Genomic DNA, 25,483 nt, shown 5'->3' with positions numbered 1-25,483 from the left:
CCCTTATTTAAACTGTTTGAGGAAACGCAGATCGTTTTCGAAGAATGCACGTAAGTCGGTGACGCCATAGCGCAGCATGGTCAGACGCTCCATGCCCATACCGAAGGCGAAGCCGGAGTAAACTTCCGGATCGATACCCACGTTGCGCAGGACGTTTGGATGCACCATGCCGCAGCCCAGCACTTCCAGCCATTTGCCGTTTTTGCCCATCACGTCAACTTCCGCAGACGGTTCGGTGAACGGGAAGTAGGACGGACGGAAACGAACCTGCAGATCTTCCTCAAAGAAGTTGTTCAGGAAATCGTGCAGCGTGCCTTTCAGGTTGGTGAAGCTGATGTTTTTATCAACAATCAGACCTTCCATCTGGTGGAACATTGGGGTGTGGGTCTGATCGTAGTCGTTACGATAGACGCGGCCCGGCGCGATAATACGGATTGGCGGCGCCTGATCCTTCATGGTACGGATCTGAACGCCAGAGGTCTGGGTACGCAGCAGACGCGTCGCGTCGAACCAGAAAGTGTCGTGGTCAGCGCGTGCCGGATGATGGCCAGGAATGTTCAGAGCATCGAAGTTGTGGTAATCATCTTCAATTTCCGGGCCAGTCGCCACGGTAAAGCCGAGCTCACCGAAGAAACTTTCAATGCGATCGATGGTGCGGGTAACCGGGTGCAGACCGCCGTTCTCGATGCGGCGACCCGGCAGAGAAACGTCGATCGTCTCTGCGGCCAGACGCGCATTCAGCACCGCGCTTTCCAGCTCGGCTTTGCGTGCGTTCAGCGCCTGCTGTACCTGCTCTTTGGCTTCGTTAATCACCGCCCCCGCTGCCGGGCGCTCTTCTGGCGGCAGCTCACGCAGGGTTGTCATTTGAAGGGTCAGGTGCCCTTTCTTCCCAAGATATTCGACGCGGACATTGTCTAACGCGGCAACATCTGAGGCCTGATTAATGGCGGCTGTTGCACTGGCAACCAGCTCTGCGAGATGTGACATGATTTTCCTCATTATGTCGGTGCAGACACCGATTTGGTGGAGTTATTCTCTCAAATTCAGGCACAAAAAAAGCCTCCATCGGGAGGCTTATCTGGCGCTGTTTTTCGTTTCATCTTTCACGCGCTAGCCTCCTGAAGTCAGGTGCTAAAGTAAAAGAAGAAGCGGAAAATAGCAGCATTCATGCTTGCGTTACCTTGTTGGGTAAAAACCGTTGAGACCTTATTGAAAAGCCTGCACGGGTAAATGTCAATCTTCTTACAGGGTTATATGAAAAGAGGGAGCCAGGCCCCCTCTCTCAACTGGCTTATGCCAGTGCTGCTTTCGCTTTTTCGACCAGAGCGGTGAACGCTACTTTGTCGAATACTGCGATGTCAGCCAGGATCTTACGGTCGATTTCAACAGAGGCTTTTTTCAGGCCGTTGATGAATTTGCTGTAAGAAATACCGTTCTGACGTGCTGCTGCGTTGATACGCGCAATCCACAGTTGACGGAACTGACGCTTACGCTGACGACGGTCACGGTAAGCGTACTGACCTGCTTTGATAACAGCCTGGAAGGCAACGCGGTATACGCGTGAACGCGCACCGTAGTAGCCTTTAGCTTGTTTCAAAATTTTCTTGTGACGTGCACGTGCAATTACACCACGTTTTACGCGAGCCATGTGTGCTCTCCTGTATCTATTCTAAGTTAAAAAAGTTAAACGAAACGACTTATGCGTACGGCAGGCACGCGATGACCAGGCCCAGATCGCCTTTAGAAACCATGGCTTTTGGACGCAGGTGACGTTTACGCTTGGTAGCTTTCTTAGTCAGAATGTGACGCAGGTTAGCGTGCTTGTGCTTAAAACCACCTTTACCGGTTTTTTTGAAGCGCTTAGCAGCACCGCGTACGGTCTTAATTTTTGGCATTTTAATAACTTCCACTTCGCATTGTTAAATAAACGAAACATAGGCGAACAAAACCTATGAAACCCGAAGGCTCCACAGATTTTGCTGCTTGAAGGCCTTACTGTTTCTTCTTAGGAGCGAGCACCATGATCATCTGGCGGCCTTCGATCTTCGTAGGGAAGGATTCGACTACTGCCAGTTCACTCAGATCGTCACGGACGCGGTTAAGCACTTCCATACCAATCTGTTGGTGGGCCATCTCACGACCGCGGAAACGCAGTGTGATCTTGGCCTTATCGCCATCTTCCAGAAAGCGAATCAGGCTGCGGAGTTTTACCTGATAATCGCCATCGTCGGTACCAGGACGGAATTTGATTTCCTTAACCTGGATAACTTTTTGCTTCTTCTTCTGTTCCTTAGAAGACTTACTCTTTTCATAAAGGAACTTGCCGTAGTCCATGATACGACAAACTGGCGGTTCGGCGTTAGGGCTGATTTCAACTAAATCTACTCCAGCTTCTTCAGCCTTTTCGATTGCTTCTCTCAGACTCACAATCCCCAGCTGCTCGCCTTCCAGACCTGTTAAGCGAACTTCCTGGGCGCGAATCTCGCCATTGATACGATTCGGACGTGCCGTTTGAACTCGTTTTCCGCCTTTAATACCTTATTCCTCCAGTTGTTGAAGACTGCGGCTGCGAATCTCTTGTTGCAGCTTCTCAATCACTTCACTTACGTCCAGGCTGCCCAGGTCTTTACCACGGCGGGTGCGAACGGCAACTTTGCCTGCTTCCACCTCTTTATCACCACAGACCAACATATACGGGACACGACGTAAAGTGTGCTCGCGGATTTTAAAGCCAATCTTCTCATTTCTCAAGTCTGCTTTTACGCGAATGCCCGCATTTTGTAGTTTCTGCGTCAATTCTTTAACGTAATCTGCCTGAGAATCGGTAATGTTCATCACCACCACCTGCACCGGCGCAAGCCAGGTTGGGAAGAAGCCGGCGAACTCTTCGGTCAGGATGCCGATGAAGCGTTCCAGAGAACCGAGAATGGCGCGGTGAATCATTACCGGCACCTGACGCTCGTTGTCTTCGCCAACATAAGAGGCGCTTAAACGCTGCGGCAGGGAGAAGTCCAGCTGTACAGTACCGCACTGCCATGCGCGATCGAGGCAGTCATACAGGGTAAATTCAATTTTCGGACCGTAGAATGCGCCCTCGCCCAGCTGGTATTCGAACGGAATGCCGTTCTCTTCCAGCGCCACGGCGAGATCCGCTTCTGCGCGATCCCAGGTCTCATCGCTACCGATACGTTTTTCCGGACGCGTTGAGAGTTTGACCACGATCTTCTCGAAGCCAAAAGTGCTGTACATATCGTAGACCATACGAATACAGGCGTTAACTTCGTCACGGACCTGATCTTCGGTACAGAAGATATGCGCATCATCCTGCGTAAAGCCACGCACGCGCATCAGACCGTGCAGCGCACCTGATGGCTCGTTACGGTGGCAGCTACCGAACTCCGCCATACGCAGCGGCAGGTCACGGTAGGATTTCAGACCCTGGTTGAAGATCTGAACGTGGCCCGGGCAGTTCATTGGCTTGATGCAGTATTCACGGTTCTCAGACGAGGTGGTGAACATCGCATCCTTGTAGTTGTCCCAGTGGCCGGTTTTTTCCCACAGCACACGGTCCATCATGAACGGGCCTTTCACTTCCTGATACTGGTACTCTTTCAGCTTGGAGCGTACGAAGGTTTCCAGTTCACGGAAGATGGTCCAGCCGTCGTTATGCCAGAACACCATACCCGGCGCTTCTTCCTGCATGTGGTACAGGTCAAGCTGCTTGCCGATTTTACGGTGGTCACGCTTCGCCGCCTCTTCCAGACGCAGCAGGTAAGCGTTCAGGGCTTTTTTATCGGCCCATGCGGTACCATAGATACGCTGCAACATCTTGTTGTTGCTGTCGCCGCGCCAGTAGGCGCCTGCGATCTTCATCAGCTTAAAGTGATGACAGAAGCGCATGTTCGGCACGTGCGGTCCACGGCACATGTCGACGTATTCTTCGTGATGGTACAAGCCAGGCTTGTCATCATGCGAAATGTTTTCGTCAAGAATCGAGACTTTATAGCTCTCGCCGCGCTTCACGAAGGTTTCACGCGCTTCGTGCCAGCTGACTTTCTTCTTGATGACGTCATAGTTCGTTTCGGCGAGCTCGTGCATACGTTTTTCGAGCGCGTCGATATCTTCCTGAGTCAGGGTATGGTCAAGGTCAACATCGTAGTAGAAACCATTATCGATAACCGGACCGATCGCCATTTTGGTGTTTGGCCACAGCTGTTTGATGGCATGGCCCAACAGGTGCGCGCAGGAGTGACGAATGATCTCCAGACCTTCTTCATCTTTTGCGGTGATGATGGCCAGTGTCGCATCGTTTTCGATCAGATCGGAGGCATCCACCAGCTCACCGTTGACACGGCCGGCGATGGTCGCTTTCGCGAGACCAGGACCGATGTCCAGGGCAACATCCATTGGGCTAACAGCGCGGTCGAAATGGCGTTGGCTGCCATCAGGAAGAGTAATTACAGGCATTTTATATCCTTATTTGCAGTGATGCCCCACACATAAGAGCATATACAAAGAAAATAATCGTGATTTGACAATAGATTACGACACCATCTGACCAACAATCGTCAAATTGGTTCGTCATCATTCACCTGCCGGAAAATCAGACAACGCCGGATATACGGCAAGCCTTGCAATGTTAACACTAACAAAAGGGAGATTGCACCCTCTGCTGGCAGATTGATGTGCTGGCACTTTCGCATGAATTTGCAGGTTGCATATTCCCGGCGCTCGCAATTTAGAAATGCAGGGCTACTCTTGAACAGGTCTTTAAACCCAAAGGTGCATACCATGAACGTATCCAGTAGAACGGTTGTGATATTGAACATCCTTTCCGCCACAGGTTTATTGTTGATTCTCGCCGAACGATTCCACTGGTTCTGAACCGCCCCCTACGCTGGCATAACCCAATCGTTCCTGCGAAGGGGCATATTCAGGCCCTGTTTGGTAGACTGTGGATATCAACGAACAAGGATTAGGTTATGCCAACAAAACGATTTGCCGTAAAACACTGGAAAATGGTGCTGGTGCTGATTGCCATCTGCGGCGCAATGCTGTTACTCCGTTGGGCGGCGATGATTTGGGGTTAGGGGCGAGTACAGCTCATCAGAAGGGACGTCACAAGATCAGAGAGAATAAACGGGCCGACATGATCATCGGCCCGTCTTCATTACATTCTATAACCCAGTGAAACCGTGGTTCTGCGGTCGGTATGATCCGGTGCAGACTCTGGTGGTGAAGAGTTCCAGGTCACGTTGTAGGCGACTTTCAGACCAAAGTGTTCGTTGATGGCCACGTTGAGCGCCGTCTCAGAGTTCAGCGTCGTGTCGTCGGCACCAAATACAGAAACACCCTGTGTAAATTTGGTGTTATCAGTCATCTGCCAGGCATAGGTACCAGAAGCGTAACCGAGCGGTTGGGTTTTGGTATCGCCATTGGTGTACTCGTCATAACGCACACCTGGACCGAATTCAAAACGGAGGCTGTGTACCGGACCGTTCAGGAACTGACGACCATAACCCGCCGTGAACACGTCACGCTGGCGATAACCGTTGTAACGGTCGGTTAACCAGCTTGCCTGACCAAACAGGTAGTCATAGTCGGTCATGTTGTAACGGCTACGTCCGCCTACCGCATATTTCTCGGAAGAGCGTTCGTCATTAGCGGACGTATTGCTGGCATTACCCCACAGAGACCAGGCGGTGGTATTACCGTACCAGGTAAGCGTACTGTCCGCCGTCAGAGAAGAGCTTTTGGTGTTACCGGATTGTGCCAGGTACCCCGCGTTCAGGTTACCTTCAAACGGTTTTTTCGCGGTGGAGGGATCGTCCATGACAGTAAAAACGGAATCATCGGCGGTCGCGTTCATAGCCGCAAACACGCCACCCGCCAGCATCAGTGCAGCGGGCACTGTCTTTAAAAGCTTCATTTTATTAAGGAGTCCGTACAACAAAAAAAGAGACCACACGGTCCCGGAATCTTTCTTGAGGATCAATGACAAGGCGTCCAGAGAAAGGTAACAAATTATAAAAAGCCGCAAATAACATAGCAATGTTTTCTTATTTCATTTTTTGAATAAGAACGATCCCAAAAAGCGTTTTATTTTATATGTCTCCGGCCTCACTTTTATTCACTATTCATATTTAAAATCATACTGTTATTTACATTGCCTTCCTGACAAATGGTGCCAGACTAAAAGGAACCCATGCTAAAAGGAGGTAATGATGGTTCCTATCTACACCCTGACGCTCTCCCCTTCCCTTGATTCCGCCACCCTGACGCCGCAGATTTATCCGGAAGGTAAATTGCGCTGTAGCGCCCCGGTCTTTGAGCCCGGCGGTGGCGGTATCAACGTGGCGCGCGCCATTACCCACCTCGGCGGCAAAGCCACGGCCATTTTCCCCGCAGGCGGTGCTACCGGTGAACACCTGGTCTCCCTGCTGGCAGATGAACAGGTGGCCGTAGAGACCGTCGAGGCGAAAGACTGGACGCGGCAAAACCTGCATGTCCACGTGGAATCCAGCGGCGAGCAGTACCGGTTTGTCATGCCGGGCGCGAAACTCACCGATGACGAGTTTCGTCAGCTTGAAGAGAAAGTGCTGACGATAGAAAGCGGCGCGCTGCTGGTGGTCAGCGGCAGCCTGCCGCCCGGCGTAAGTACGGAAAAATTAACCGCGCTGATTCAGGCGGCGCAGCAACGCGGTATTCGCTGCATCGTCGACAGCAGCGGCGAGGCCCTGCAAGCGGCCTTAGTGCCGGGCAATCTTGAGCTGGTCAAACCCAACCAGAAAGAGTTAAGCGCGCTGGTCAACCGAGACTTGACGCAGCCTGACGATGTGCGCACCGCCGCGCAGGAGCTGGTACGCAGCGGCAAAGCGCGACGCGTGGTGGTTTCCCTCGGTCCGCAGGGGGCACTGGCCGTCGATGAAACGTCGTCCGTTCAGGTTGTTCCACCGCCGATGAAGAGCCAGAGCACGGTTGGCGCGGGTGACAGCATGGTGGGTGCGATGACGCTTAAACTTGCGCAGGGTGCGTCACTGCTGGAGATGACGCGCTACGGCGTGGCGGCGGGTAGCGCCGCCACCATCAACCAGGGCACGCGCCTCTGTTCGCTGGCCGATACGCAAAAAATCGTCGATTACCTGTCCCGAAATTAACGTCTGTTCCCCTTCATCTGCATGAAGGGGAACGTCATCCCCGAGTCGCCAAACGCAAACTATCGACTATGCTAAGAAAACTTCCATGATAACAATGAGGTGAATTATGAGCAGTGGTGACATCACTCGTTATGTCGTAACCGTCAACCTTCATGAGGCATCGCTTACCGAGCTAAATGAGCTCAACAATGCCTTTACCCGGGCTAATTTTCTCCTCACCCTGACGGATGACGAAGGCAATATTCATGATTTAGGCACCCTGGCATTTGGTCTGATCGGTGCCCTGAATAAAGAAGAGGTCCATGCGCTGGCCGCCAGCCTGGTGGAAAGTGTGACCGACAAGCCAGCCGAAATTGACGTCGACACCTGGGAAAGCTGGCAGAAAAAAGAACAATAAGTGCCCTGTATGAAATTAAACCGCTCAGGTGTGCGTTAGTTCGTATTTTTTTACCGCAATAATGCGCTAACTTTATGATCTGGCAGACAACATGGGAGAGTCAACATGTGGCAGGCTATCAGTCATCTTTTAAGTGAGCAGCTGGGTGAAGGTGAAATTGAACTGCGTAACGAACTGCCAGGCGGAGAGATCCACGCCGCGTGGCATTTACGCTACGCAGGGCGCGATCTCTTCGTAAAATGCGATGAACGCGAGCTGCTTCCGATATTTACCGCCGAAGCCGATCAGCTGGAGCTGTTGTCGCGCAGTAAAACGGTGACGGTCCCGCAGGTTCTGGCCGTCGGTAGCGACCGCGATTACAGTTTTCTGGTCATGGAATATCTCCCCGCCCGTCCGCTGGATGCCCATAACGCTTTCATTCTTGGCCAGCAGCTAGCGCGCCTCCATCAGTGGAGCGACCAGCCGCAGTTTGGCCTTGATTTTGACAACGATCTCTCCACCACGCCACAGCCCAATGCCTGGCAGCGCCGCTGGTCGACGTTTTTTGCCGAGCAGCGCATTGGCTGGCAGTTAGAGCTTGCCGCCGAGAAAGGGCTGGAATTTGGCAATATTGATGCCATCGTCGAACACGTGCAGCAGCGTCTGGCCTCCCACCAGCCTCAGGCGTCTCTGCTCCACGGTGATTTGTGGTCCGATAACTGCGCGCTGGGGCCCAACGGCCCCTATATCTTCGACCCGGCCTGCTACTGGGGCGACCGTGAGTGCGATCTTGCCATGCTGCCGCTGCATCCTGAACAACCGCCGCAAATATACGACGGATATCAGTCGGTTTCTCCCCTGCCGCCCGGCTTCCTCGATCGTCAACCGGTGTATCAGCTTTATACGCTGATGAACCGCGCCATACTTTTTGGTGGGGAACACCTGGTTAACGCCCAGCGGGCGCTTGAGCGCATGCTTGCCGCCTGAGACGCGGACGGGTGGCTTTGCCGCCACCCGTATCGGTTACAGAAAACCGAGCAGTGAGAAGAAGAAGTATCCTGCCACAATGATAATCACGGGAAGGATATAGAGCGGGAAAATTTGCAGGAAAATGGTGTGGCGCGGCACAACAATGCGGGATTCAATCTGCTCCCGGCTCATGCCTTCCGGGCCTTTGGCCTGCTCCAGAATGAGCTGGTCCTCGACGCCCTCGCGTAAGAAGCGCGTCTGACGGCTCATTCGCGCGCCAGAGGCCTGCAGCGCCAGCGCAACAAAGATCAGGGCGTAGATCACCCAAAAGCCGATATTCAGCTGATGCTGAAAATCCGGGGTCGGTGAGTTAAACCAGAAGACATTCAAGAATGGCGTATTAAAACGCATCATCTCAATCATCACATGCGCAAAATCAAGCATAACCGCATTGATACCCGGCTGTTTTTCGCTGTGATCGTACATAAATTTGAGTACAGAAATCAGCGTAGAAATGACGGCAGGAATAAAAATCACCCAGCCAGCAATACGTTTTAAGACCGCAATGCGTCCAGCTTGTTGATACGTCATCAGTTCCTCTTCATAAAGACGCGTTATTTGTGCCTAAGTCTACCTGCTGGTCATCAATTTCGCCCGCTCTTTAAAAGCAATATGCTAAATTGCAGAGTGTGCTTAGCACTTATCGTCTGTCGAACACCCTGGATAAGGAGACGTTGTGATGTCGACACCGCGCCAAATTCTTGCCGCAATTTTTGACATGGATGGATTACTGATCGATTCCGAACCGTTGTGGGATCGCGCCGAACTGGAGGTCATGGCCAGCCTGGGCGTGGACATCAGCCGCCGTAATGAACTTCCCGATACGCTGGGCCTGCGCATCGATATGGTGGTTGACCTGTGGTTTGCCCAACAGCCGTGGGCTGGACCGGGTCGTGATGAAGTGACCGCGCGCATTATCAGCCGCGCCATTTCGCTGGTAGAAGAGAGCAAGCCGCTGCTGCCCGGCGTACGTGAGGCCGTCGCGCTGTGTAAAGCCCAGGGACTGAAGGTCGGCCTGGCCTCGGCGTCACCGCTGCATATGCTGGAAAAAGTGCTCATCATGTTTGAACTGCGCGACAGTTTCGACGCGCTGGCGTCCGCTGAGAAATTGCCTTACAGCAAGCCGCACCCGCAGGTCTATCTCGACTGTGCCGCTAAGCTCGGCGCGGATCCCCTCAACTGCGTTGCGCTGGAAGATTCCGTTAACGGCATGATAGCGTCTAAAGCCGCGCGGATGCGCTCCATTGTGGTGCCTGCGGAAGAAGGCCGCCACGATCCCCGGTTTGCCCTTGCCGATGTGAAGCTGATTTCACTGGCAGAACTCACGGCGCATCACCTCCGGGGCGGTTAAGACCCTCCTGCAGTTTGTGACAAACAGTTACACCGTCACCTCTTCCGCCTACTGTATAAAAACCCTATACTGTATGAATTGACAGTTTTATGGGTTTTATCATGACGGCGGAAGGCCACCTGCTTTTTTCTATCGCGTGCGCAGTATTTGCCAAAAACGCTGAACTCACCCCCGTGCTGGCGCAGGGGGACTGGTGGCATATCGTCCCTTCCGCCGTATTGACCTGTCTGCTGCCCGACATTGACCATCCCAAGTCCTTCCTCGGTCAGCGCCTGAAGTGGGTGTCAAAACCCATCGCCCGCGCGTTCGGCCACCGGGGGTTTACGCACAGCCTGCTGGCCGTGTTTGGCCTGCTGACGCTTTTCTATTTAAAAGTGCCCGAAAGCTGGATCGTCCCCGCCGATGCCATTCAGGGGATGGTGCTGGGCTATCTGAGCCATATTCTGGCCGATATGCTGACGCCTGCGGGCGTACCGCTGCTGTGGCCCTGCCGCTGGCGCTTCCGTTTTCCTATCCTGGCACCGCAGAAAGGGAACCAGCTTGAGCGCGTCTTGTGCATGGCGCTGTTTGCTTACGCCGTCTGGATGCCGCAAACGTTGCCCGAAAACAGTGCAGTCCGCTGGTCTTCCCAGATGATTAATTCGCTACAATTTCAGTTCAATCGCTTTATTCATCACCAGATTGAACAGTAAACCAACAAAACTATCCCATTTGTCATAACCCATTCCATTTGGATATAAGCGCGACATCACACTTCTGCTAACCTTCCGCCAACAGGATCGGTAAAAACCGACCCGATAATAAATCAGGAGAACGGGGATGAATTTTCCACTCATCGCGAACGTCGTTGTGTTCGTTGTATTGCTATTGCTTCTCGCGCAGGCGCGCCATAAACAGTGGAGCCTGGCGAAAAAGGTGCTGGTTGGTCTGGCCATGGGTGTCGTATTTGGTCTGGCATTACAGGCTATTTATGGCTCCGATAATCCAGTACTGAAAGATTCCATTCAGTGGTTCAACATTGTCGGTAACGGCTATGTTCAGCTGCTGCAGATGATCGTTATGCCGCTGGTATTCGCCTCTATTCTGAGCGCCGTTGCCCGCCTGCATAACGCGACCCAGTTGGGAAAAATCAGTTTCCTGACCATTGGTACGCTACTGTTCACCACGATGATTGCCGCGCTGGTGGGTGTGCTGGTCACTAACCTGTTTGGCCTGACCGCAGAAGGTCTGGTTCAGGGGACCGCTGAAACGGCACGTCTGACCGCAATTCAGACCAACTATGTGGGTAAAGTAGCTGACCTGACCGTGCCGCAGATGGTGCTCTCCTTCATTCCGAAGAACCCGTTTGCTGACCTGACCGGTGCGAGCCCAACCTCCATCATCAGCGTGGTTATTTTCGCCGCGTTCCTGGGCGTGGCGGCGCTGAAGCTGCTGAAAGACGATGCGCCAAAAGGCGAACGCGTGCTGACCGCGATTGATACCCTGCAAAGCTGGGTGATGAAGCTGGTTCGTCTGGTCATGCAGCTCACCCCTTACGGCGTGCTGGCGCTGATGACCAAAGTGGTTGCCGGCTCTAACCTGCAGGACATCATTAAGCTGGGCAGCTTCGTTGTCGCCTCTTACCTGGGCCTTGGCATTATGTTCGTGGTACACGGCATCCTGCTGGGCGTGAACGGCGTCAGCCCGCTGAAATACTTCCGTAAGGTCTGGCCGGTACTGACCTTTGCCTTCACCAGCCGTTCCAGCGCCGCGTCTATTCCGCTGAACGTTGAAGCTCAGACTCGTCGTCTGGGCGTGCCTGAATCCATCGCCAGCTTCTCTGCCTCCTTTGGTGCCACCATTGGTCAGAACGGCTGTGCGGGTCTGTACCCGGCGATGCTGGCGGTAATGGTTGCTCCTACACTCGGCATCAACCCGCTGGATCCAGTCTGGATCGCCACGCTGGTCGGGATTGTCACCGTAAGCTCCGCAGGCGTTGCGGGCGTTGGCGGCGGTGCAACCTTCGCCGCGCTGATTGTGCTGCCTGCGCTGGGCCTGCCCGTGACGCTGGTTGCCCTGCTGATCTCCGTTGAGCCGCTGATCGACATGGGCCGTACCGCGCTGAACGTCAGCGGCTCCATGACCGCCGGTACGCTGACCAGCCAGTGGCTGAAGCAGACCGACAAAGCGATTCTGGAAAGTGAAGACGACGCCGAACTGGCGCATCGTTAATCGCTGTAGATATAAAAAAACCGCCAACAGGCGGTTTTTTTATGGCTGTTATTCTTCAACCTCTTCATCCTGGCGGATCTGTATCGCCCACCGCTGTGCGGACTCCGGCACCGTAAAGGTGGGAGAGCGACGGAAATGTTCGCCGATCAGCACAAAGGCCACGTATTTCCCCCGTAACTGCCACACATCGCGAAAACCCTCCACTTTCAGGGCATGGTCTGGCGGCGCGGGCTCAACGCGGGGCACATAGCTAATAACCTGGCGGTTTTGTTGACGAAGAGGTTTCATAAGCAACGGATTCACTAAAGCAAATTCTTGAAGCAGGAAAATTCTATGATAGCCGATCCTGCTGCCTTCCGTCGCGCTCCGAGTGGGTGAGATGGCTCCTTTCGTTAATGATGGCATGTGAAAACTCTTAGTTCGCGAGCCATCTCACGACATTGTTCTATCCTTAATAGGGTTTTTAGCAATGGATAAAGGAGAAGCGTGCAATGTCGAACAAAGATAAAACACATCAATCACCGATTCATGGCACTGAAGAATCTCAACCGGGCATGGACTCTCTCGCCCCTGCAGACGGCTCTCACCGCCCCTCCCCGGGCCCTTCCGCACCAGGCGAACAGCCTACCGCACCGGGAAGCATGAAATCCCCGGATACGGGAAACGATAAGCTGAAATCGCTTGAGCCACACCGTAAAGGCGGCGAAGGTTTTGCGCTCACCACCAATCAGGGCGTGCGCATTGCTGACGATCAGAACTCACTTCGCGCAGGCTCGCGCGGGCCAACCCTGCTGGAAGACTTCATTCTGCGGGAAAAAATCACCCATTTTGACCACGAGCGGATACCGGAACGCATCGTCCACGCACGCGGTTCCGCTGCGCACGGCTACTTTCAGCCCTACAAGAGCCTGAAGGCGATCACCAAAGCGGACTTCCTCTCCGACCCGGATAAAATTACCCCGGTATTTGTGCGTTTCTCCACCGTGCAGGGCGGCGCAGGTTCGGCAGACACCGTCCGGGATATCCGAGGCTTTGCCACCAAGTTTTATACCGAAGAGGGGATTTTCGATCTGGTCGGCAATAACACGCCGGTGTTTTTCATTCAGGACGCGCATAAATTTCCTGACTTTGTCCATGCGGTAAAACCGGAGCCCCACTGGGCCATACCGCAGGGACAAAGTGCGCACGACACCTTCTGGGACTATGTTTCCCTGCAGCCTGAAACCTTACACAACGTGATGTGGGCGATGTCAGACCGCGGCATTCCGCGCAGCTACCGCACCATGGAAGGGTTTGGTATCCATACCTTCCGTCTGATCAATGCCGAGGGGAAAGCCACGTTTGTCCGCTTCCACTGGAAGCCTGTCGCGGGTAAAGCCTCGCTGGTGTGGGACGAGGCGCAGAAGCTGACCGGGCGCGATCCGGACTTCCATCGCCGCGAGCTGTGGGAATCTATTGAAGCGGGCGACTTCCCGGAATACGAACTTGGCCTGCAGCTCATACCGGAAGAGGACGAATTTAAGTTCGATTTCGACCTTCTGGACCCGACGAAGCTGATCCCGGAAGAGCTGGTGCCGGTGCAGCTGGTGGGTAAAATGGTGCTCAACCGCAACCCGGATAACTTCTTTGCCGAAAACGAGCAGGCCGCGTTCCACCCGGGGCATATCGTGCCGGGGCTGGACTTCACCAACGATCCGCTCCTGCAGGGACGCCTGTTCTCCTATACCGATACGCAGATCAGCCGTCTTGGCGGGCCGAACTTCCACGAAATTCCGATTAACCGCCCAACCTGCCCGTACCACAACTTCCAGCGCGACGGGATGCACCGTCAGGATATTGATACCAACCCGGCGAACTATGAGCCGAACTCCATCAACGATAACTGGCCGCGTGAAACGCCTCCCGGACCGAAACGCGGTGGATTTGAATCCTATCAGGAGCGTATCGATGGCAATAAAATTCGCGAGCGCAGCCCCTCGTTCGGCGAGTATTACGCCCACCCTCGCCTGTTCTGGAACAGCCAGACGCCGATTGAGCAACAGCACATCATCGGCGGCTTCAGCTTTGAGCTGAGTAAAGTGGTGCGCACCTACATCCGCGAGCGCGTGGTCGATCAGCTGGCGCATATTGATGTTCAGCTTGCCCAGAGCGTCGCGGACAACCTGGGCATTACGCTGACCGACGAGCAGCGTAACCTCGCTCCGCCGAAAGAGGTTAACGGCGTGAAGAAAGATCCGTCGCTGAGCCTGTATGCGGTGCCGGGCGGCTCGATTAAAGGCCGCGTGGTTGCCATTCTGCTGAACGACAAAACTCGCGCCAGCGACGTGCTGGGGATCATGCAGGCGCTAAAAACCCAGGGCGTGCATGCCAAACTGCTCTATTCCCGCATGGGTGAAGTGACGGCCGACGATGGTTCTGTGCTGCCGGTCGCGGCGACCTTTGCCGGTGCGCCATCGCTCACCGTCGATGCGGTGATTGTGCCGGGCGGAGATCTTGCCAGTCTGCTGACCAACGGCGACGCCGTCTATTATCTGCTGGAAGCCTATAAGCACCTGAAACCGATCGCGCTGTCCGGCGATGCGCGACAGTTTAAAGCGCAGCTGAAGGTGGCCGATCAGGGTGAGGACGGCATTGTCGAGGGAGATAACGTTGACGATGCCTTCATGACGAAGCTGTTTGATTTGCTCGCCGCGCACCGCGTCTGGTCGCGAAGCAGCAAGGTCGATCAGATTCCGGCGTAAAAAAAGCCCGGTGGCGGCTTCGCCTTACCGGGCCTACAAGAGTTAGCAGGTCGTTCGTAGGCCGGGTAAGGCGAAGCCGCCACCCGGCAACTCTTACAGCTCCCTGAACGTCCCCAACCGGTACCCGCGCTCGGCAATCGCGTATTTCAGCGAGGCCGACGTCAGCACGTCCAGCTCCGCCAGCCGCGGCCAACAGTAGGCACTTTTACGCACGGTGTTATCGACAAAGGCAGGATGCGCCATCACTTCCACCGAGGTTTCACCGCGGGCAGCGGAATCATCCAGCACCTTCAGGAACAGCGCTTCGCTGATCTCTTCTCCGTAAAACGCGCTGCTGAACCCCTCAGTGGATGTAACAGCGCAGTCCGGCAATCCGTGCACCTCACGATCCACGCGCATCGCCACGCCTTTGCGCTGTGCAAACCCGGCGACAAGCGGGAAAATCGCCGGGATCATATGCACGTGGTGATGGCTGTCGATGTGCGTCGGCGCCTGACCAAACACATCAACGAAGCGGTTGAACTGGCACTCCAGCTCGCGGGCAATCTCTTCGAGCGGCAGAGCACCCTGCTCCGCCCGTTCCCAAATCCATTTACCCAGCTGGCCGTCGCGCGTCAGGCCCGGCATTGGCGAAAGCGGCATCCCGAGCGTCAGCACAAAATGCATGCCGACGCCCAGCTCTGGCACCTCGCGGCTCAGCTGCGCCGCGTGTTCAACCGCCTCAGCGTTAACCAGGGCCGTTGTAGAGGTCACAACCCCCCGGCGACAGGCTTCAATAATGCCGTAGTTCTGACCTTTCGAGAGACCAAAATCATCAGCATTAACGATCAGCAGGTTTTCCATTGTGCGTCCTCTTATTGCTGTTTGAACTTCAGCTTCTCGATCGTGGCGGCAAAGTTCGGCAGCCATTTTTCATGCGCCAGGATCATCTCGCTGGCCAGCTGCTCCGCGTCGCGGTCAGAATGCACCAGCGGGCTGAGGTTCAGGGCCAGCAGCACGTCATTGAGTTCCCCGCTCAGCGCCGCGTTGCTTGCCGCCACTTCAAAGCCTTTGATGGTATGAATCAGCCCCATGACCTTGTCATCGAAGTGGGTGATACGGGGATGCGGTTTAGCCCCCTCGCGCCCCAGGATGCAGGTCATTTCGACGGCCCAGTCAGCCGGAATATTGTCGACATGGCCGTGATGCGGGACGTTAACATAGTGCTCAGCCTGCTTGTCGTTGTAGATGGCGTTGATCACTTCGCACGCCGCATCGGAGTAGTAGGCCCCGCCGCGCTGCTCCAGCTCTTTCGGTTTGACGTTCAGGTTCGGGTCTTTATACAAATCGAACAGTTGCTTCTCAACCTTCTGAACGATCTGCGCACGCGCGCCGCCCTTATAATACTCGCCCATTTCGATGGCCAGCATCTCTTTCTGCTTGAAGTAGTAAAGCAGGTACGAGCAAGGCAGCAGATTCAGCGAGCGGATCAGCCCTTCGCTGAACGGCAGGTCAAAGATGTTTTTCACCGATGCCGCCGTCAGACGACCGGAGGCCACGCCGTCGAGAAGCTCGGCAAAGCGCGATTCTCCGTTCACGATGACATCTTTAATAAACACCATGTGGTTCAGGCCGAACAGATCGATGGAGAGATCGTCGTTGTCGGTCAGCGCCAGCACGTCGCGGATGAACATCTTCATGCCGATCGGAATATTACAGACGCCGATAAAGCGCTTGAAGTTCGTATGACGATAGACCGCCTCGGTCACCATACCGGCCGGGTTGGTGAAGTTAATGACCCACGCGTTCGGGCAGATCTCCTGCACGTCTTTGACGATGTCGAAAATGACCGGGATGGTGCGCAGGCCTTTAAACAGGCCGCCCGCGCCGTTGGTCTCCTGCCCCAGATACCCGTGGCTCAGGGGAATACGCTCGTCCAGCTCACGCGCCTTCAGCTGGCCGACGCGCAGCTGGGTGGTGACAAAATCCGCATCTTTCAGCGCCAGACGACGATCGAGGGTTTTATGCACGGTCAGAGGCACGCCCGCTTTTTCCACCATGCGCTTGCACAGGTCGAAAATAATATTCAGCTTCTCCTGACCTTCCTCAACGTCTACCAGCCATAATTCGCTGACCGGTAATTCATGATAACGTTTCAGGAAACCTTCGAGTAATTCCGGGGTATAGCTGCTGCCGCCACCAATGGTTACGACTTTTAATTTCTTCTGCATAATATCTCCCTTAGCGTATCAGGTTAATCGCCTGCAAGGTATAGCGTGCTCTTCCCGCTATTTGGGCAAGCCATTAAAGCAATATTCGTGGCGGGTAATCCGCCGACAGTTAATTAATTACCGTCAAATTTTTCCGGTAACTGTTCGGTGTGAATGACGTCAATTTCTTAAAGGTTTTAATAAACAGGCTGGGGCTGCTGTATCCTGACTCGTATGCAATATCGGTAACAGAATAGTTGGTAATTTCCAGCTGTTTTTTAGCAAAATTAATGCGGATTTCATTAATAATTTGCACGGGCGTTTTACGGTAATAACGCTGCGTCGCGCGGGTCAGATATTCCTGGGATTTGCCCGACAGGGAGACCATATTTTCCAGCGCATTTTCGCTGAACTGGCTTTTATCGTGCATCAGCTCAACGGTGCTGCGCAGCCATTGCGGAATATCATCCGTCACCTGCTGCTCTTCACGATGATGGCGCAGCCGGTTCATCACGTAGAAGGTCACCGTTTCAATAAACTCATCAAATTCATTGTCGCGGAAGTTAAGCGAGGCGATAACCGTTTCAATCCAGGTCATGAACTCGTTTTTGACGCGATAAACCTGGGAGGCCACAAAGCAGAACGGCACCAGCGGCAGATAGTGCTTCTCGAAGAAACGTCTGCTGACGCCCACATTCAGAATGCGGGTGGCACCAAATTCGTAAAAGCTCTGGTGATAAGACCCCATCGGCAGGAAGACAAAATCCCCTCGTTCAAGCAGAACGCGCTTACCGTTGATCTCCTGGTAGTAGCGGCCGGTCAGAACAATCGTGAACTCGTAGTAGTCATGCTGATGCAGACCACTGGCGCTCTCCGTCTTGTTGTAGATAACCACGTGAAAATTTTTGCCATTAAACAGCTGCTGTTCAAGTGCGGTTTTAATTTCCATCGTGCTGACCTCCTGCTGCTCAGTCTGACTTACTGCATCTTCTCGTGAAGCTCAATAAGCTCCGCCACCAGCTCGCGTGCCAGCATCGAGGTCATCAGGTGATCCTGCGCGTGGACCAGCACCAGGCTGACCTTCATCTTCCCTTCGCCCTGATCGCTTTCAATCAGCTTTGTCTGCACCAGGTGCGCTTCGTTCAGCGCCGTGCGGGACTGTTCCATCATGGTTTTCGCGGCGGCGAAATCCCCCTGCTTGGCCTGCTTCAGCGCGGCGTAGGCCAGGCTGCGGGCCTGCCCGGAGTTGATGATAAGCCCCATCACCACTTCTTCGAGATCGTTCTCGACGGCTTCGTCTGCGACAATATTATCCAAATCTAACATCTTTAAGCTCCTTGTGGCTGGCGCGGGTTTCCCCGCGCCGTCAATCTTAGAATTTCAGTGAGAGGGCGATATCCTCTTCGCTCTCTTCTTCATCAATGATGGTGGCGGCTTTGTTCGCAATCGCCACGAACGGCATGTACAGCAGGGTGGCAATCCCGAGGTTAAATATCGCCAGCAGGAAGGCTGCGACGCTGCCGTTGGTGTTGAAGAAGGCACCCAGACCCGCTGGCATGGTCCACGGTGCAATGTTGGTGACCGGAGGAATGATGCCCATGTAATACGCCGTCAGGGTGATAGCGGCCAGCAGCGGCTGAACCAGGATGAACGGAATGAACATGACCGGGTTCATGATGATTGGCAGACCGAACAGAATCGGTTCGTTAATCTGGAAGATGCCTGATGGCAGCGCCAGCTTCGCGACCTGACGGTAGTCTGCGCGACGAGAGACAATAAAGACCGCGATGATCAGACCCAAGGTTGCCCCGGTACCGCCCAGGAAGATATAGGAGTCAAGCATCGGCTTCGCCCACACATGGAAAGTTTTACCCGCTGCCAGCGCCGCGTCAACGGAGCCGTACTGCTGATACAGTGCAACGTTTTCCAGTGCCCACGGGGTCATAATTCCGCTGTCCAGCGCGGCCAGTGCCAGTGAACCATGCACGCCAAAGAACCACAGCAGAGAGGTGAAAATCACGTACGCCCAACCGACCACGCCCCCCATAGACGCCAGCGGCGTAGAGATAGAGTCCATGATGATCTGGTGGAAGTTCGTGCCCCAGTGAGAGAGCGCCCAGGCGATAATCCCCATAATAGAGAGAATAATGAAGCCTGGAATCAACGCGGAAAATGAACGGGAAACGGAGGCCGGTACGCTATCCGGCAGGCGGATCACCCAGTTGCGACGGATAATAAAGGTGAACATCTCTGCCACCACCAGGCCGATAACAATACCGGAGATGATGTTAGCCCCACCCAGCCAGTTGGCGCCCACAGCATAGGCTTCACCGACGCTGTACGGGGTCACTGTCATAAAGGCGGCGACGGATAATAACCCGGCGGCCAGTGGGTCCACCTTACGCTCTTCTGCCAGCGCCATCCCAATAAAGAAAGGCGCCATCAGCGACATAATCCCCAACGTACCGTTATAGACGTTGCCGCCGATGGCTTTAAAACCATTAAGGGTTTCAATTGTGGAAGCGTCTAACCGAATTCCTAATGAATAAAAGAAGGAACCTTCACCAAAGCTCAGAAAAACGTTGTTAATTAAAACGAACATGGCCCCGGCCAGCGTCAACGGCATTAATTTAATAAAGCCGTTTTTGATGGCATTAACGTGAGGCTGCTTTCCTATTTTAACAGCAAAAGGAAGGAGTACCTTTTCAAGTGAAGCGATGACTTTACTCATAGGAAAATACCCTTAAATGCCGTAACGCATGTTACGGCGTATTGTGTGTGAAATAACTCTTTGACGGGAAAAATAAAAATTAATTAGCAGCTTTTTTAATCGCTGCCACAGCAGCTTTAAGAACACCTAAACCATCAATCTTGCCGTACAGCCCCGAGTCGATCACTTCGACCGGTTTATTAGGTAACAGTCGTTGAATTTCGGGCAACATATAGGCAATTTGCGGTCCCAGTAAAACAACATCGGCTGTCTGACCTTTTTCGCCCGCCAGCGTTTCCGGGAACGCTTCGATCACCACAGGGACTTCATACTTTTCAGCCTGCGCACGCATCTTTGACACCAGAAGCGAGGTTGACATGCCCGCTGAGCAGAACAGGTAGATATGTTTCTTTTCCATCGTAATTTCCCTCTTGTATGACTACCTGCCGTCGCGTTCTCACTCGACTCGCTGTCCCGGCAGACAGGTAGTTTGCGTACTGTTGTTTATCGTTGGAGTGAGTATACGCAATGGTACAGACAGGGGATAATTCTGAACAGACTCAAATTGTCTCTCATTGACCTGGCTTGTTGACTACCCTCACATTTCGGGCAAATAATTCGCGAAAAGAAATAAGATTTTCCGATGCATAAAAAAACCGGCCTCAGGGCCGGTTTGTTAACATCCTCAGGCAAGCAGGGTGACTACGCCTTAGGTGCCTGCGGGTCAGTATCGTATTCAGCACAGGTCTGATAGCCGGAGTTGATCACATGACCGGTATCATCCAGGGCGACAAAGTAGGTTTCTGCCTTACCATCACGTTGACCCAGGATGTAGGTCTGGCAGGTGCCTTTCGCATGAATCATGGTGACTTCGGAAGAAGGTTTACCGGCAATCGCAGCGACCTGCGAACGGGTCATCCCTTTTTTGACATCTTTTACTACGGGCTGCGTAAACTGATCCTTGGTGCGATCGTAAGCCGTACACCCTGCCAGCATAGTCAGTACCGCCGCTGCGCTAAGAATTCCTGCTACGTTCTTGTTCATATTCCGTCCTCTTGTTTATCAGCGTGTTATCTAAGCATGGGATAAAAAGTACTATTGTTCAACTTTGTGCGTTACGCCAGACGAATTTCGGAAAATTCTAATAAAACAACGATAACCTGCTAAAACGGCGTAAATTAGCGCACTCGAAACTGTGATCCTTGTCGTTTTACGTCCAAAGGGTTAGTTTTAACAGTTAACACATTCTGTTTATGGAGAGCGTGATGACTCTGCAACAAGAGATTATCCAGGCGCTGGGCGCGAAGCCTGCGGTAGATGCAAATGAAGAGATCCGCCGCAGCGTGGATTTTTTAAAAGCGTATTTAAAGAAGAACTCTTTCCTGAAATCTCTGGTGCTGGGCATCAGCGGCGGCCAGGATTCAACGCTGACCGGTAAGCTCTGCCAGATGGCAATTTCAGAGCTGCGCCAGGAGACGGGAGATGAAACCCTGCAATTTATCGCCGTGCGTCTTCCATATGGCGTACAGGCGGACGAGCAGGATTGCCAGGATGCAATCGCCTTCATTCAGCCTGACCGCGTGCTGACCGTCAATATTAAAGGCTCCGTGCTGGCAAGCGAGCAGGCGCTTCGCGAAGCGGGCATTGAGTTAAGCGATTTTGTTCGCGGCAACGAGAAAGCCCGCGAGCGCATGAAAGCGCAGTACAGCATTGCCGGGATGACCAAAGGCGTCGTGGTCGGCACCGACCATGCGGCAGAAGCGATCACCGGTTTCTTCACCAAGTACGGCGACGGCGGCACCGACATCAACCCGATCTTCCGCCTGAACAAGCGTCAGGGCAAGCAGCTGCTTGCCGCGCTGGGCTGTCCTGAGCATCTGTATAAGAAAGCGCCGACGGCCGATCTGGAGGACGATCGCCCTTCCCTGCCGGATGAAGCGGCTCTTGGCGTCACCTACGACAACATTGATGATTATCTGGAAGGCAAAAAGCTGGATGAGGGTACCGCGAAGATCATCGAAGGCTGGTATCTGAAAACCGAGCACAAGCGTCGCCCACCGATAACGGTGTTTGACGACTTCTGGAAATAAACGCAAAACGGTAACCCCGTTTTGTAGGCCGGGTAAGGCGTCGCCGCCACCCGGCTCTTTTTTAACCTAACCCTCTCTGCTACACTGTATGCCTGAACAGTATATGGAGCAGTATGTGAGCAGGCGTCAATCCGCCCCGCGTCTTGAGTTTGAAGCGGCGGCTATCTACGAATATCCCGAGCACCTTCGCCCCTGGCTTGAGGCACTGCCTAAACAGCCGGGCGTATATATCTTTCACGGTGAAAGCGACACGCTGCCGCTTTACATCGGCAAGAGCGTTAACATTCGCAGTCGGGTGTTATCCCATCTGCGTACTCCGGATGAGGCCGCCATGCTGCGCCAGTCGCGACGCATTACCTGGTTCCAGACGGCGGGAGAAATGGGTGCGCTGTTGCTGGAGGCGCGTTTGATTAAAGAGCAGCAGCCGCTGTTCAACAAGCGCCTGCGCCGCAACCGTCAGCTCTGCTCCCTGCAGATCAACGAAGGCAAGCCGCAGGTCGTCTACGCGCGGGACGTCGATTTTTCTCATGCCCCGAATCTCTATGGACTGTTCGCCAATAAACGTGCGGCACTTCAGGCGCTGCAGACGCTGGCGGACGAACTCCAGCTTTGCTACAGCCTTTTGGGCCTTGAGGCGACCACGCGCGGACGCGCCTGTTTTCGATCCGCGCTGAAGCGCTGTGCCGGTGCCTGCTGTGGGAAAGAGAGCGTTGAGGCGCACCACGCCCGGCTCCTCGCCGGTCTGGCGGCCATCAGCGTGAAGTGCTGGCCCTGGGAAAGCGCCGTTGCGCTCAAAGAAGTGGGTGACGCGATGACCCAGTACCACATCGTCAATAACTGGCTCTGGCTGGGCGCTGTCGACGATATCAACGACGCGGCAACCCTGCTGCGCACGCCCGCCGGATTTGACCACGATGGCTACAAAATTCTCTGTAAACCTGTCCTGGCCGGTAAGTTTGAAATCATTGAGCTCAATGGCCTGGCAGCCACGTGATTTCGCTGAACAATAAGGTACCCTGAGCCTCCAGCAGACGCAGCGTATGGGTACCCTCCTCCCAGCTGGCGCCCTGATCGGCCGTCAGCAATTTATCACCCAGCTGCCACGCCCCGCTTAACACAAACACCACGCCCCCGCGTGTGCCAAAGGTGGTAAAGGTACGGTCAGCCACGCGCACCTTCGCCCGGCAGCAGTCGCGACGGGTCATGATGTTGAAGTCCATCGCCATCCGCCCATCGGACAGCAGCGCTTTCACCGGCAGGTCGCCGGCAAAGCTGTAGGGCTGATGGTGCTTCAGGGTATGGAAGAACGCCTGACCGGCATCCAGCGTCACCTCCCCGCCTTCCAGCAAGGTAATTACCCGATCGACGCCGGGAAAAGAGGAAAATTCGCCGTTGCTGGCGATAGTTGCGATACTGGCGCGCCAGTGAAAATCGCGCGTTGCGGGAGGGAAACAACAAATCTCACGCGTTTCACCCGCACCATTGCGCCAGAGGCTGACCGGCATCTTACGGATATCAAAGAACTCCATCACCACTCCTGAATGGCACAACCCGTGCCAGGGCAAGGATATTTCTATCGTTGCTGTCTTGTTTGTTATCGTTAGGTATTCACAACACAGTATCGGCAGCAGAGCGGGCAGGCCTTAGCGGAACGTTAATAAAAATTCTAACGCCATGACTCTACAAACATTCTCTGATGCGACTACAGGAGCATACCGCGCTGGCGGCGGCAGACAAGAGGGCAGGAAAGAAAAACCGCCGGTCCTGTCCACAGCGTTTTCGCTTTTGTGGACAGGATCCCGGCGGTCTTAAGAGAGTGAACCGATTATTCGGTTGGTGCTGGCATTTTACCTTCCATCGCCGGACGTTCTGTCAGACGCTTCTCAAAATTCGCATTAAATTGTTTTTTCTGTTCCGGGGTCAGAATGTTGTAGATCTTGTTCTGGGTTTCCAGGTGAGCCAGCATGCGGGCTTTGTGCTGCTCGGCCATTTTGTCGATCTGCGCTTCGGCTTTCGCCTTGTCGAAGCTGTCGCTGGCGATGATGTCATGCATGGCACGACGCTCTTCCAGCGGCGGACGTTTCATCTGGTCGCGTTCGCTTTTCCGGATATCGCGGATCTGCTGTTTCTGTGCATCCGTCAGGTTGAGATCCTTAAACATCATCATCTCGTTGTGCATACCCGGGCCTTTATGATGCATCATCATTTTGCCTTCAGCAGGCGCGGCAGCGGTGGTGGTCGCAGTATCTGCGGCGAACGCCATGCTGGTAGCGCCCAGAGCCAGGGTAGAAGCAACAAACAGTGCAGTAAACTTACGCATAATTTATTTCCTTTCTTTCAGTTATTCTTCGGCGCTATGCCGTGTTGACGAGATTAACTTTACGGGGTTTATCGTCAATTAGTCAGAGCAACGGTAAAACAATGAAAGTGTAAAAAACAAATTTTCGCCAAATGTGGAGGAAATAAGGATAAAGCGTGGAGAGTTGCAACCAAAAATATTGAATACGATGATTTTAAAGCGATTTATCAAAAGTATAACGGAGTGAAGGTGAATAATAAAGCAATTCACCAGGAATATTCTGCAAAACACGTTCACGCGCTTTAATTGCTAAGAAAAGGTATTTAACTTCCCCTCCCGGATGATGAGAGGGGAAAGGTTCAGGATATTTTTTCCAGCATCAGCCCGGCACGCAGGCCAAACGCGACGGTTGGGTTAGGGAATAAAACATACTCGGTGGTTTTCTGCACCTCGTAACGTTCCTCGCCATCCTCGGCCAGCAGCGCCCCTTTGCGGAACGGGGTGAAGTTGAGGGTGTGTGCGGCCATGTGGAGCAGGAAGGCGTCGCTGCGGCGCGTGATCTGCTGTACGACCCGGTACCGCTCAACGGTCTGATGCGTAGACTCGGGAGCCGACCCGCCCAGCAGCGCCCGCAGGGCGAGATGCGTTGGCGCAAAGCGGGTGAGATCGTTTTCCCCAAACGGCAGCGCTTTCCCCAGCTCCAGCGTACAGGACAACGCACCAAAGTGCTCACAGGTGAAGTGCGTAAAGGTTCCGCCCGGCGACTGGTGAAACACCAGCGCCTCCAGCCCGGCATCTCCCAGCCAGCTCAGGAAATCTTCCTCCCACGGCTGATTGCGCTGCGGCAGAACGCCGAAGCGGACATGGTAGGACGCGCGGATGGCCGTATGCAGATCCAGATGCCAGCGCACGGGACCCGCAGCGGCAAAGAACGCGGTCACCACGTTCTCCAGCCACGCTGCCCGCGCCGTTTCGTCACTCTGCGGAAACTGCGACCAGCGCCCGCCGAACATGCGGTTAATGTCGCTCACCAGATACCGTTTGTTTTGCGCCAGCGCAGGGGGATTGCCGAGCACCACCAGCACGCGGCACTTCAGGGCAATTTCATTGCGATACAGCGCGCGCAGCAGCAGATCGACAATCTCAACGGGCGCCGTTTCATTCCCGTGAATGCCCGTTGAAAGCAGCAGCGAGAGATCGCTCTTTGCGGTCGGCGTCAGCTCAAGCACCCCGCGCCCCAGCCACCGCCAGCGAAATGAGGGGCCATCCCCCTCTTTCTGTTCCGGCGTTTCATCGGCCAGGGTCAGCGCCAGTAAATTTTCCATACCCA

29 protein-coding genes, 1 pseudogene and 1 other annotated feature are annotated in these 25,483 nt (G+C 54.1%); of the genes and pseudogenes, 11 read left to right on the top strand and 19 right to left on the bottom strand.

What is annotated here, in order from left to right; genetic code table 11:
- Nucleotides 1-3: 3 nt before the first annotated feature.
- The 6 genes from pheS to thrS form a co-directional block, all read right to left on the bottom strand.
- The gene (gene pheS, locus ACOTXF_RS02320; protein WP_021241084.1) at nucleotides 4-987 is read right to left on the bottom strand and encodes a phenylalanine--tRNA ligase subunit alpha; all 984 of its coding nucleotides are present in this window, start codon (nucleotides 985-987) and stop codon (nucleotides 4-6) included.
- A 62-nt stretch (nucleotides 988-1,049) separates the two neighbouring features.
- Nucleotides 1,050-1,174, bottom strand: a sequence feature (Phe leader region).
- Complete coding sequence (gene pheM / locus ACOTXF_RS02315) at nucleotides 1,125-1,169, bottom strand: pheST operon leader peptide PheM (protein WP_001386830.1); 45 nt, start codon at nucleotides 1,167-1,169, stop codon at nucleotides 1,125-1,127. It overlaps the preceding feature by 45 nt.
- 117 nt (nucleotides 1,175-1,291) lie before the next feature.
- On the bottom strand, nucleotides 1,292-1,648 hold the full coding sequence (gene rplT, locus ACOTXF_RS02310) for a 50S ribosomal protein L20 (protein WP_000124850.1): 357 nt from the start codon (nucleotides 1,646-1,648) through the stop codon (nucleotides 1,292-1,294).
- Nucleotides 1,649-1,697: 49 nt separating this feature from the next.
- Nucleotides 1,698-1,895, bottom strand: a complete 198-nt coding sequence (rpmI, locus tag ACOTXF_RS02305) for a 50S ribosomal protein L35 (protein WP_001124225.1) — start codon at nucleotides 1,893-1,895, stop codon at nucleotides 1,698-1,700.
- Nucleotides 1,896-1,992: 97 nt separating this feature from the next.
- Nucleotides 1,993-2,535 (bottom strand): translation initiation factor IF-3, encoded by a 543-nt coding sequence (gene infC / locus ACOTXF_RS02300; protein WP_023616141.1) that lies wholly within the window; start codon nucleotides 2,533-2,535, stop codon nucleotides 1,993-1,995.
- Between the two features lie 3 nt (nucleotides 2,536-2,538).
- Nucleotides 2,539-4,467, bottom strand: a complete 1,929-nt coding sequence (gene thrS, locus ACOTXF_RS02295; protein WP_008500657.1) for a threonine--tRNA ligase — start codon at nucleotides 4,465-4,467, stop codon at nucleotides 2,539-2,541.
- 216 nt (nucleotides 4,468-4,683) lie between these two features.
- Here thrS and yncL point away from each other — a divergent pair, with 216 nt between their 5' ends.
- Nucleotides 4,684-4,884, top strand: coding sequence for a stress response membrane protein YncL (gene yncL / locus ACOTXF_RS02290; protein ID WP_084635613.1), 201 nt, complete (start codon nucleotides 4,684-4,686; stop codon nucleotides 4,882-4,884).
- A gap of 98 nt (nucleotides 4,885-4,982) precedes the next feature.
- Nucleotides 4,983-5,090, top strand: coding sequence for a small membrane protein YniD (gene yniD, locus ACOTXF_RS02285; RefSeq protein WP_008500658.1), 108 nt, complete (start codon nucleotides 4,983-4,985; stop codon nucleotides 5,088-5,090).
- A gap of 80 nt (nucleotides 5,091-5,170) precedes the next feature.
- Here yniD and ACOTXF_RS02280 read toward each other — a convergent pair whose 3' ends face one another.
- Nucleotides 5,171-5,929 (bottom strand): DUF481 domain-containing protein, encoded by a 759-nt coding sequence (locus tag ACOTXF_RS02280; protein WP_021241081.1) that lies wholly within the window; start codon nucleotides 5,927-5,929, stop codon nucleotides 5,171-5,173.
- A 295-nt stretch (nucleotides 5,930-6,224) separates the two neighbouring features.
- Between ACOTXF_RS02280 and pfkB the strand changes: the two genes are divergently transcribed.
- The 3 genes from pfkB (at nucleotide 6,225) to ACOTXF_RS02265 (ending at nucleotide 8,520) form a co-directional block, all read left to right on the top strand.
- The gene (gene pfkB, locus ACOTXF_RS02275) at nucleotides 6,225-7,157 is read left to right on the top strand and encodes a 6-phosphofructokinase II (protein ID WP_008500660.1); all 933 of its coding nucleotides are present in this window, start codon (nucleotides 6,225-6,227) and stop codon (nucleotides 7,155-7,157) included.
- Between the two features lie 106 nt (nucleotides 7,158-7,263).
- On the top strand, nucleotides 7,264-7,554 hold the full coding sequence (gene ghoS, locus ACOTXF_RS02270; RefSeq protein ID WP_008500661.1) for a type V toxin-antitoxin system endoribonuclease antitoxin GhoS: 291 nt from the start codon (nucleotides 7,264-7,266) through the stop codon (nucleotides 7,552-7,554).
- Nucleotides 7,555-7,659: 105 nt separating this feature from the next.
- On the top strand, nucleotides 7,660-8,520 hold the full coding sequence (locus ACOTXF_RS02265) for a fructosamine kinase family protein (RefSeq protein ID WP_008500662.1): 861 nt from the start codon (nucleotides 7,660-7,662) through the stop codon (nucleotides 8,518-8,520).
- Between the two features lie 36 nt (nucleotides 8,521-8,556).
- Here the strand turns inward: ACOTXF_RS02265 and ACOTXF_RS02260 are convergent, their stop codons facing one another.
- Entirely contained in the window at nucleotides 8,557-9,093 is a 537-nt protein-coding gene (locus tag ACOTXF_RS02260; protein ID WP_008500663.1) for a YniB family protein, read from the bottom strand.
- Nucleotides 9,094-9,241: 148 nt separating this feature from the next.
- Here ACOTXF_RS02260 and hxpB point away from each other — a divergent pair, with 148 nt between their 5' ends.
- The 3 genes from hxpB to ACOTXF_RS02245 all read left to right on the top strand — a co-directional run bounded on the left by hxpB (nucleotide 9,242) and on the right by ACOTXF_RS02245 (nucleotide 12,124).
- Nucleotides 9,242-9,913: a hexitol phosphatase HxpB gene (gene hxpB / locus ACOTXF_RS02255; RefSeq protein ID WP_048963058.1), complete on the top strand. Its 672-nt coding sequence runs from the start codon at nucleotides 9,242-9,244 to the stop codon at nucleotides 9,911-9,913.
- A gap of 101 nt (nucleotides 9,914-10,014) precedes the next feature.
- Nucleotides 10,015-10,605: a metal-dependent hydrolase gene (locus tag ACOTXF_RS02250; RefSeq protein WP_014883483.1), complete on the top strand. Its 591-nt coding sequence runs from the start codon at nucleotides 10,015-10,017 to the stop codon at nucleotides 10,603-10,605.
- A 127-nt stretch (nucleotides 10,606-10,732) separates the two neighbouring features.
- Entirely contained in the window at nucleotides 10,733-12,124 is a 1,392-nt protein-coding gene (locus ACOTXF_RS02245) for an L-cystine transporter (protein ID WP_232926546.1), read from the top strand.
- A gap of 48 nt (nucleotides 12,125-12,172) precedes the next feature.
- On the opposite strand, the gene cedA is transcribed toward ACOTXF_RS02245, so the two are convergent.
- Nucleotides 12,173-12,448, bottom strand: a complete 276-nt coding sequence (gene cedA / locus ACOTXF_RS02240; RefSeq protein WP_263312679.1) for a cell division activator CedA — start codon at nucleotides 12,446-12,448, stop codon at nucleotides 12,173-12,175.
- A 167-nt stretch (nucleotides 12,449-12,615) separates the two neighbouring features.
- Between cedA and katE the strand changes: the two genes are divergently transcribed.
- Entirely contained in the window at nucleotides 12,616-14,865 is a 2,250-nt protein-coding gene (gene katE / locus ACOTXF_RS02235; protein ID WP_047745191.1) for a catalase HPII, read from the top strand.
- Nucleotides 14,866-14,958: 93 nt separating this feature from the next.
- Here the strand turns inward: katE and chbG are convergent, their stop codons facing one another.
- The 7 genes and pseudogenes from chbG to osmE all read right to left on the bottom strand — a co-directional run bounded on the left by chbG (nucleotide 14,959) and on the right by osmE (nucleotide 20,808).
- Nucleotides 14,959-15,708 (bottom strand): chitin disaccharide deacetylase, encoded by a 750-nt coding sequence (gene chbG / locus ACOTXF_RS02230; RefSeq protein WP_047745192.1) that lies wholly within the window; start codon nucleotides 15,706-15,708, stop codon nucleotides 14,959-14,961.
- A gap of 11 nt (nucleotides 15,709-15,719) precedes the next feature.
- Nucleotides 15,720-17,075 (bottom strand): 6-phospho-beta-glucosidase, encoded by a 1,356-nt coding sequence (locus tag ACOTXF_RS02225; RefSeq protein ID WP_023292678.1) that lies wholly within the window; start codon nucleotides 17,073-17,075, stop codon nucleotides 15,720-15,722.
- A 109-nt stretch (nucleotides 17,076-17,184) separates the two neighbouring features.
- A pseudogene (chbR, locus tag ACOTXF_RS02220) lies at nucleotides 17,185-18,021 on the bottom strand (transcriptional regulator ChbR); the annotation flags it as partial.
- An 11-nt stretch (nucleotides 18,022-18,032) separates the two neighbouring features.
- Nucleotides 18,033-18,380 (bottom strand): PTS N,N'-diacetylchitobiose transporter subunit IIA, encoded by a 348-nt coding sequence (gene chbA, locus ACOTXF_RS02215; RefSeq protein WP_021241072.1) that lies wholly within the window; start codon nucleotides 18,378-18,380, stop codon nucleotides 18,033-18,035.
- Between the two features lie 46 nt (nucleotides 18,381-18,426).
- A complete protein-coding gene (chbC, locus tag ACOTXF_RS02210) occupies nucleotides 18,427-19,785 on the bottom strand; it encodes a PTS N,N'-diacetylchitobiose transporter subunit IIC (RefSeq protein ID WP_008500675.1) in 1,359 nt (452 codons plus the stop codon).
- Between the two features lie 79 nt (nucleotides 19,786-19,864).
- A complete protein-coding gene (chbB, locus tag ACOTXF_RS02205) occupies nucleotides 19,865-20,182 on the bottom strand; it encodes a PTS N,N'-diacetylchitobiose transporter subunit IIB (RefSeq protein WP_008500676.1) in 318 nt (105 codons plus the stop codon).
- A gap of 284 nt (nucleotides 20,183-20,466) precedes the next feature.
- The gene (gene osmE / locus ACOTXF_RS02200; RefSeq protein WP_008500677.1) at nucleotides 20,467-20,808 is read right to left on the bottom strand and encodes an osmotically-inducible lipoprotein OsmE; all 342 of its coding nucleotides are present in this window, start codon (nucleotides 20,806-20,808) and stop codon (nucleotides 20,467-20,469) included.
- A 221-nt stretch (nucleotides 20,809-21,029) separates the two neighbouring features.
- Between osmE and nadE the strand changes: the two genes are divergently transcribed.
- Together nadE and cho are read left to right on the top strand one after the other, a co-directional pair.
- Nucleotides 21,030-21,854 (top strand): ammonia-dependent NAD(+) synthetase, encoded by an 825-nt coding sequence (gene nadE / locus ACOTXF_RS02195; RefSeq protein WP_045415113.1) that lies wholly within the window; start codon nucleotides 21,030-21,032, stop codon nucleotides 21,852-21,854.
- A 115-nt stretch (nucleotides 21,855-21,969) separates the two neighbouring features.
- Nucleotides 21,970-22,848, top strand: a complete 879-nt coding sequence (cho, locus tag ACOTXF_RS02190; protein ID WP_025911692.1) for an excinuclease Cho — start codon at nucleotides 21,970-21,972, stop codon at nucleotides 22,846-22,848.
- On the opposite strand, the gene ves is transcribed toward cho, so the two are convergent.
- The 3 genes from ves to astE all read right to left on the bottom strand — a co-directional run bounded on the left by ves (nucleotide 22,826) and on the right by astE (nucleotide 25,478).
- Nucleotides 22,826-23,383 (bottom strand): environmental stress-induced protein Ves, encoded by a 558-nt coding sequence (ves, locus tag ACOTXF_RS02185; RefSeq protein WP_021241069.1) that lies wholly within the window; start codon nucleotides 23,381-23,383, stop codon nucleotides 22,826-22,828. The two genes, cho and ves, sit on opposite strands and share 23 nt — an antisense overlap.
- Before the next feature lie 296 nt (nucleotides 23,384-23,679).
- The gene (gene spy, locus ACOTXF_RS02180; RefSeq protein ID WP_008500682.1) at nucleotides 23,680-24,174 is read right to left on the bottom strand and encodes an ATP-independent periplasmic protein-refolding chaperone Spy; all 495 of its coding nucleotides are present in this window, start codon (nucleotides 24,172-24,174) and stop codon (nucleotides 23,680-23,682) included.
- Nucleotides 24,175-24,512: 338 nt separating this feature from the next.
- Nucleotides 24,513-25,478, bottom strand: a complete 966-nt coding sequence (gene astE, locus ACOTXF_RS02175) for a succinylglutamate desuccinylase (protein WP_045415115.1) — start codon at nucleotides 25,476-25,478, stop codon at nucleotides 24,513-24,515.
- Nucleotides 25,479-25,483 lie beyond the last annotated feature (5 nt).

The organism is Enterobacter cloacae complex sp. IR53041, from assembly GCF_049238285.1.
In the GTDB taxonomy this organism is placed as follows: Bacteria; Pseudomonadota; Gammaproteobacteria; order Enterobacterales; family Enterobacteriaceae; genus Enterobacter; species Enterobacter roggenkampii.
The sequence above is the reverse complement of the archived record's forward strand: the minus strand, read 5'-3'. Positions and strand labels throughout refer to the sequence as shown.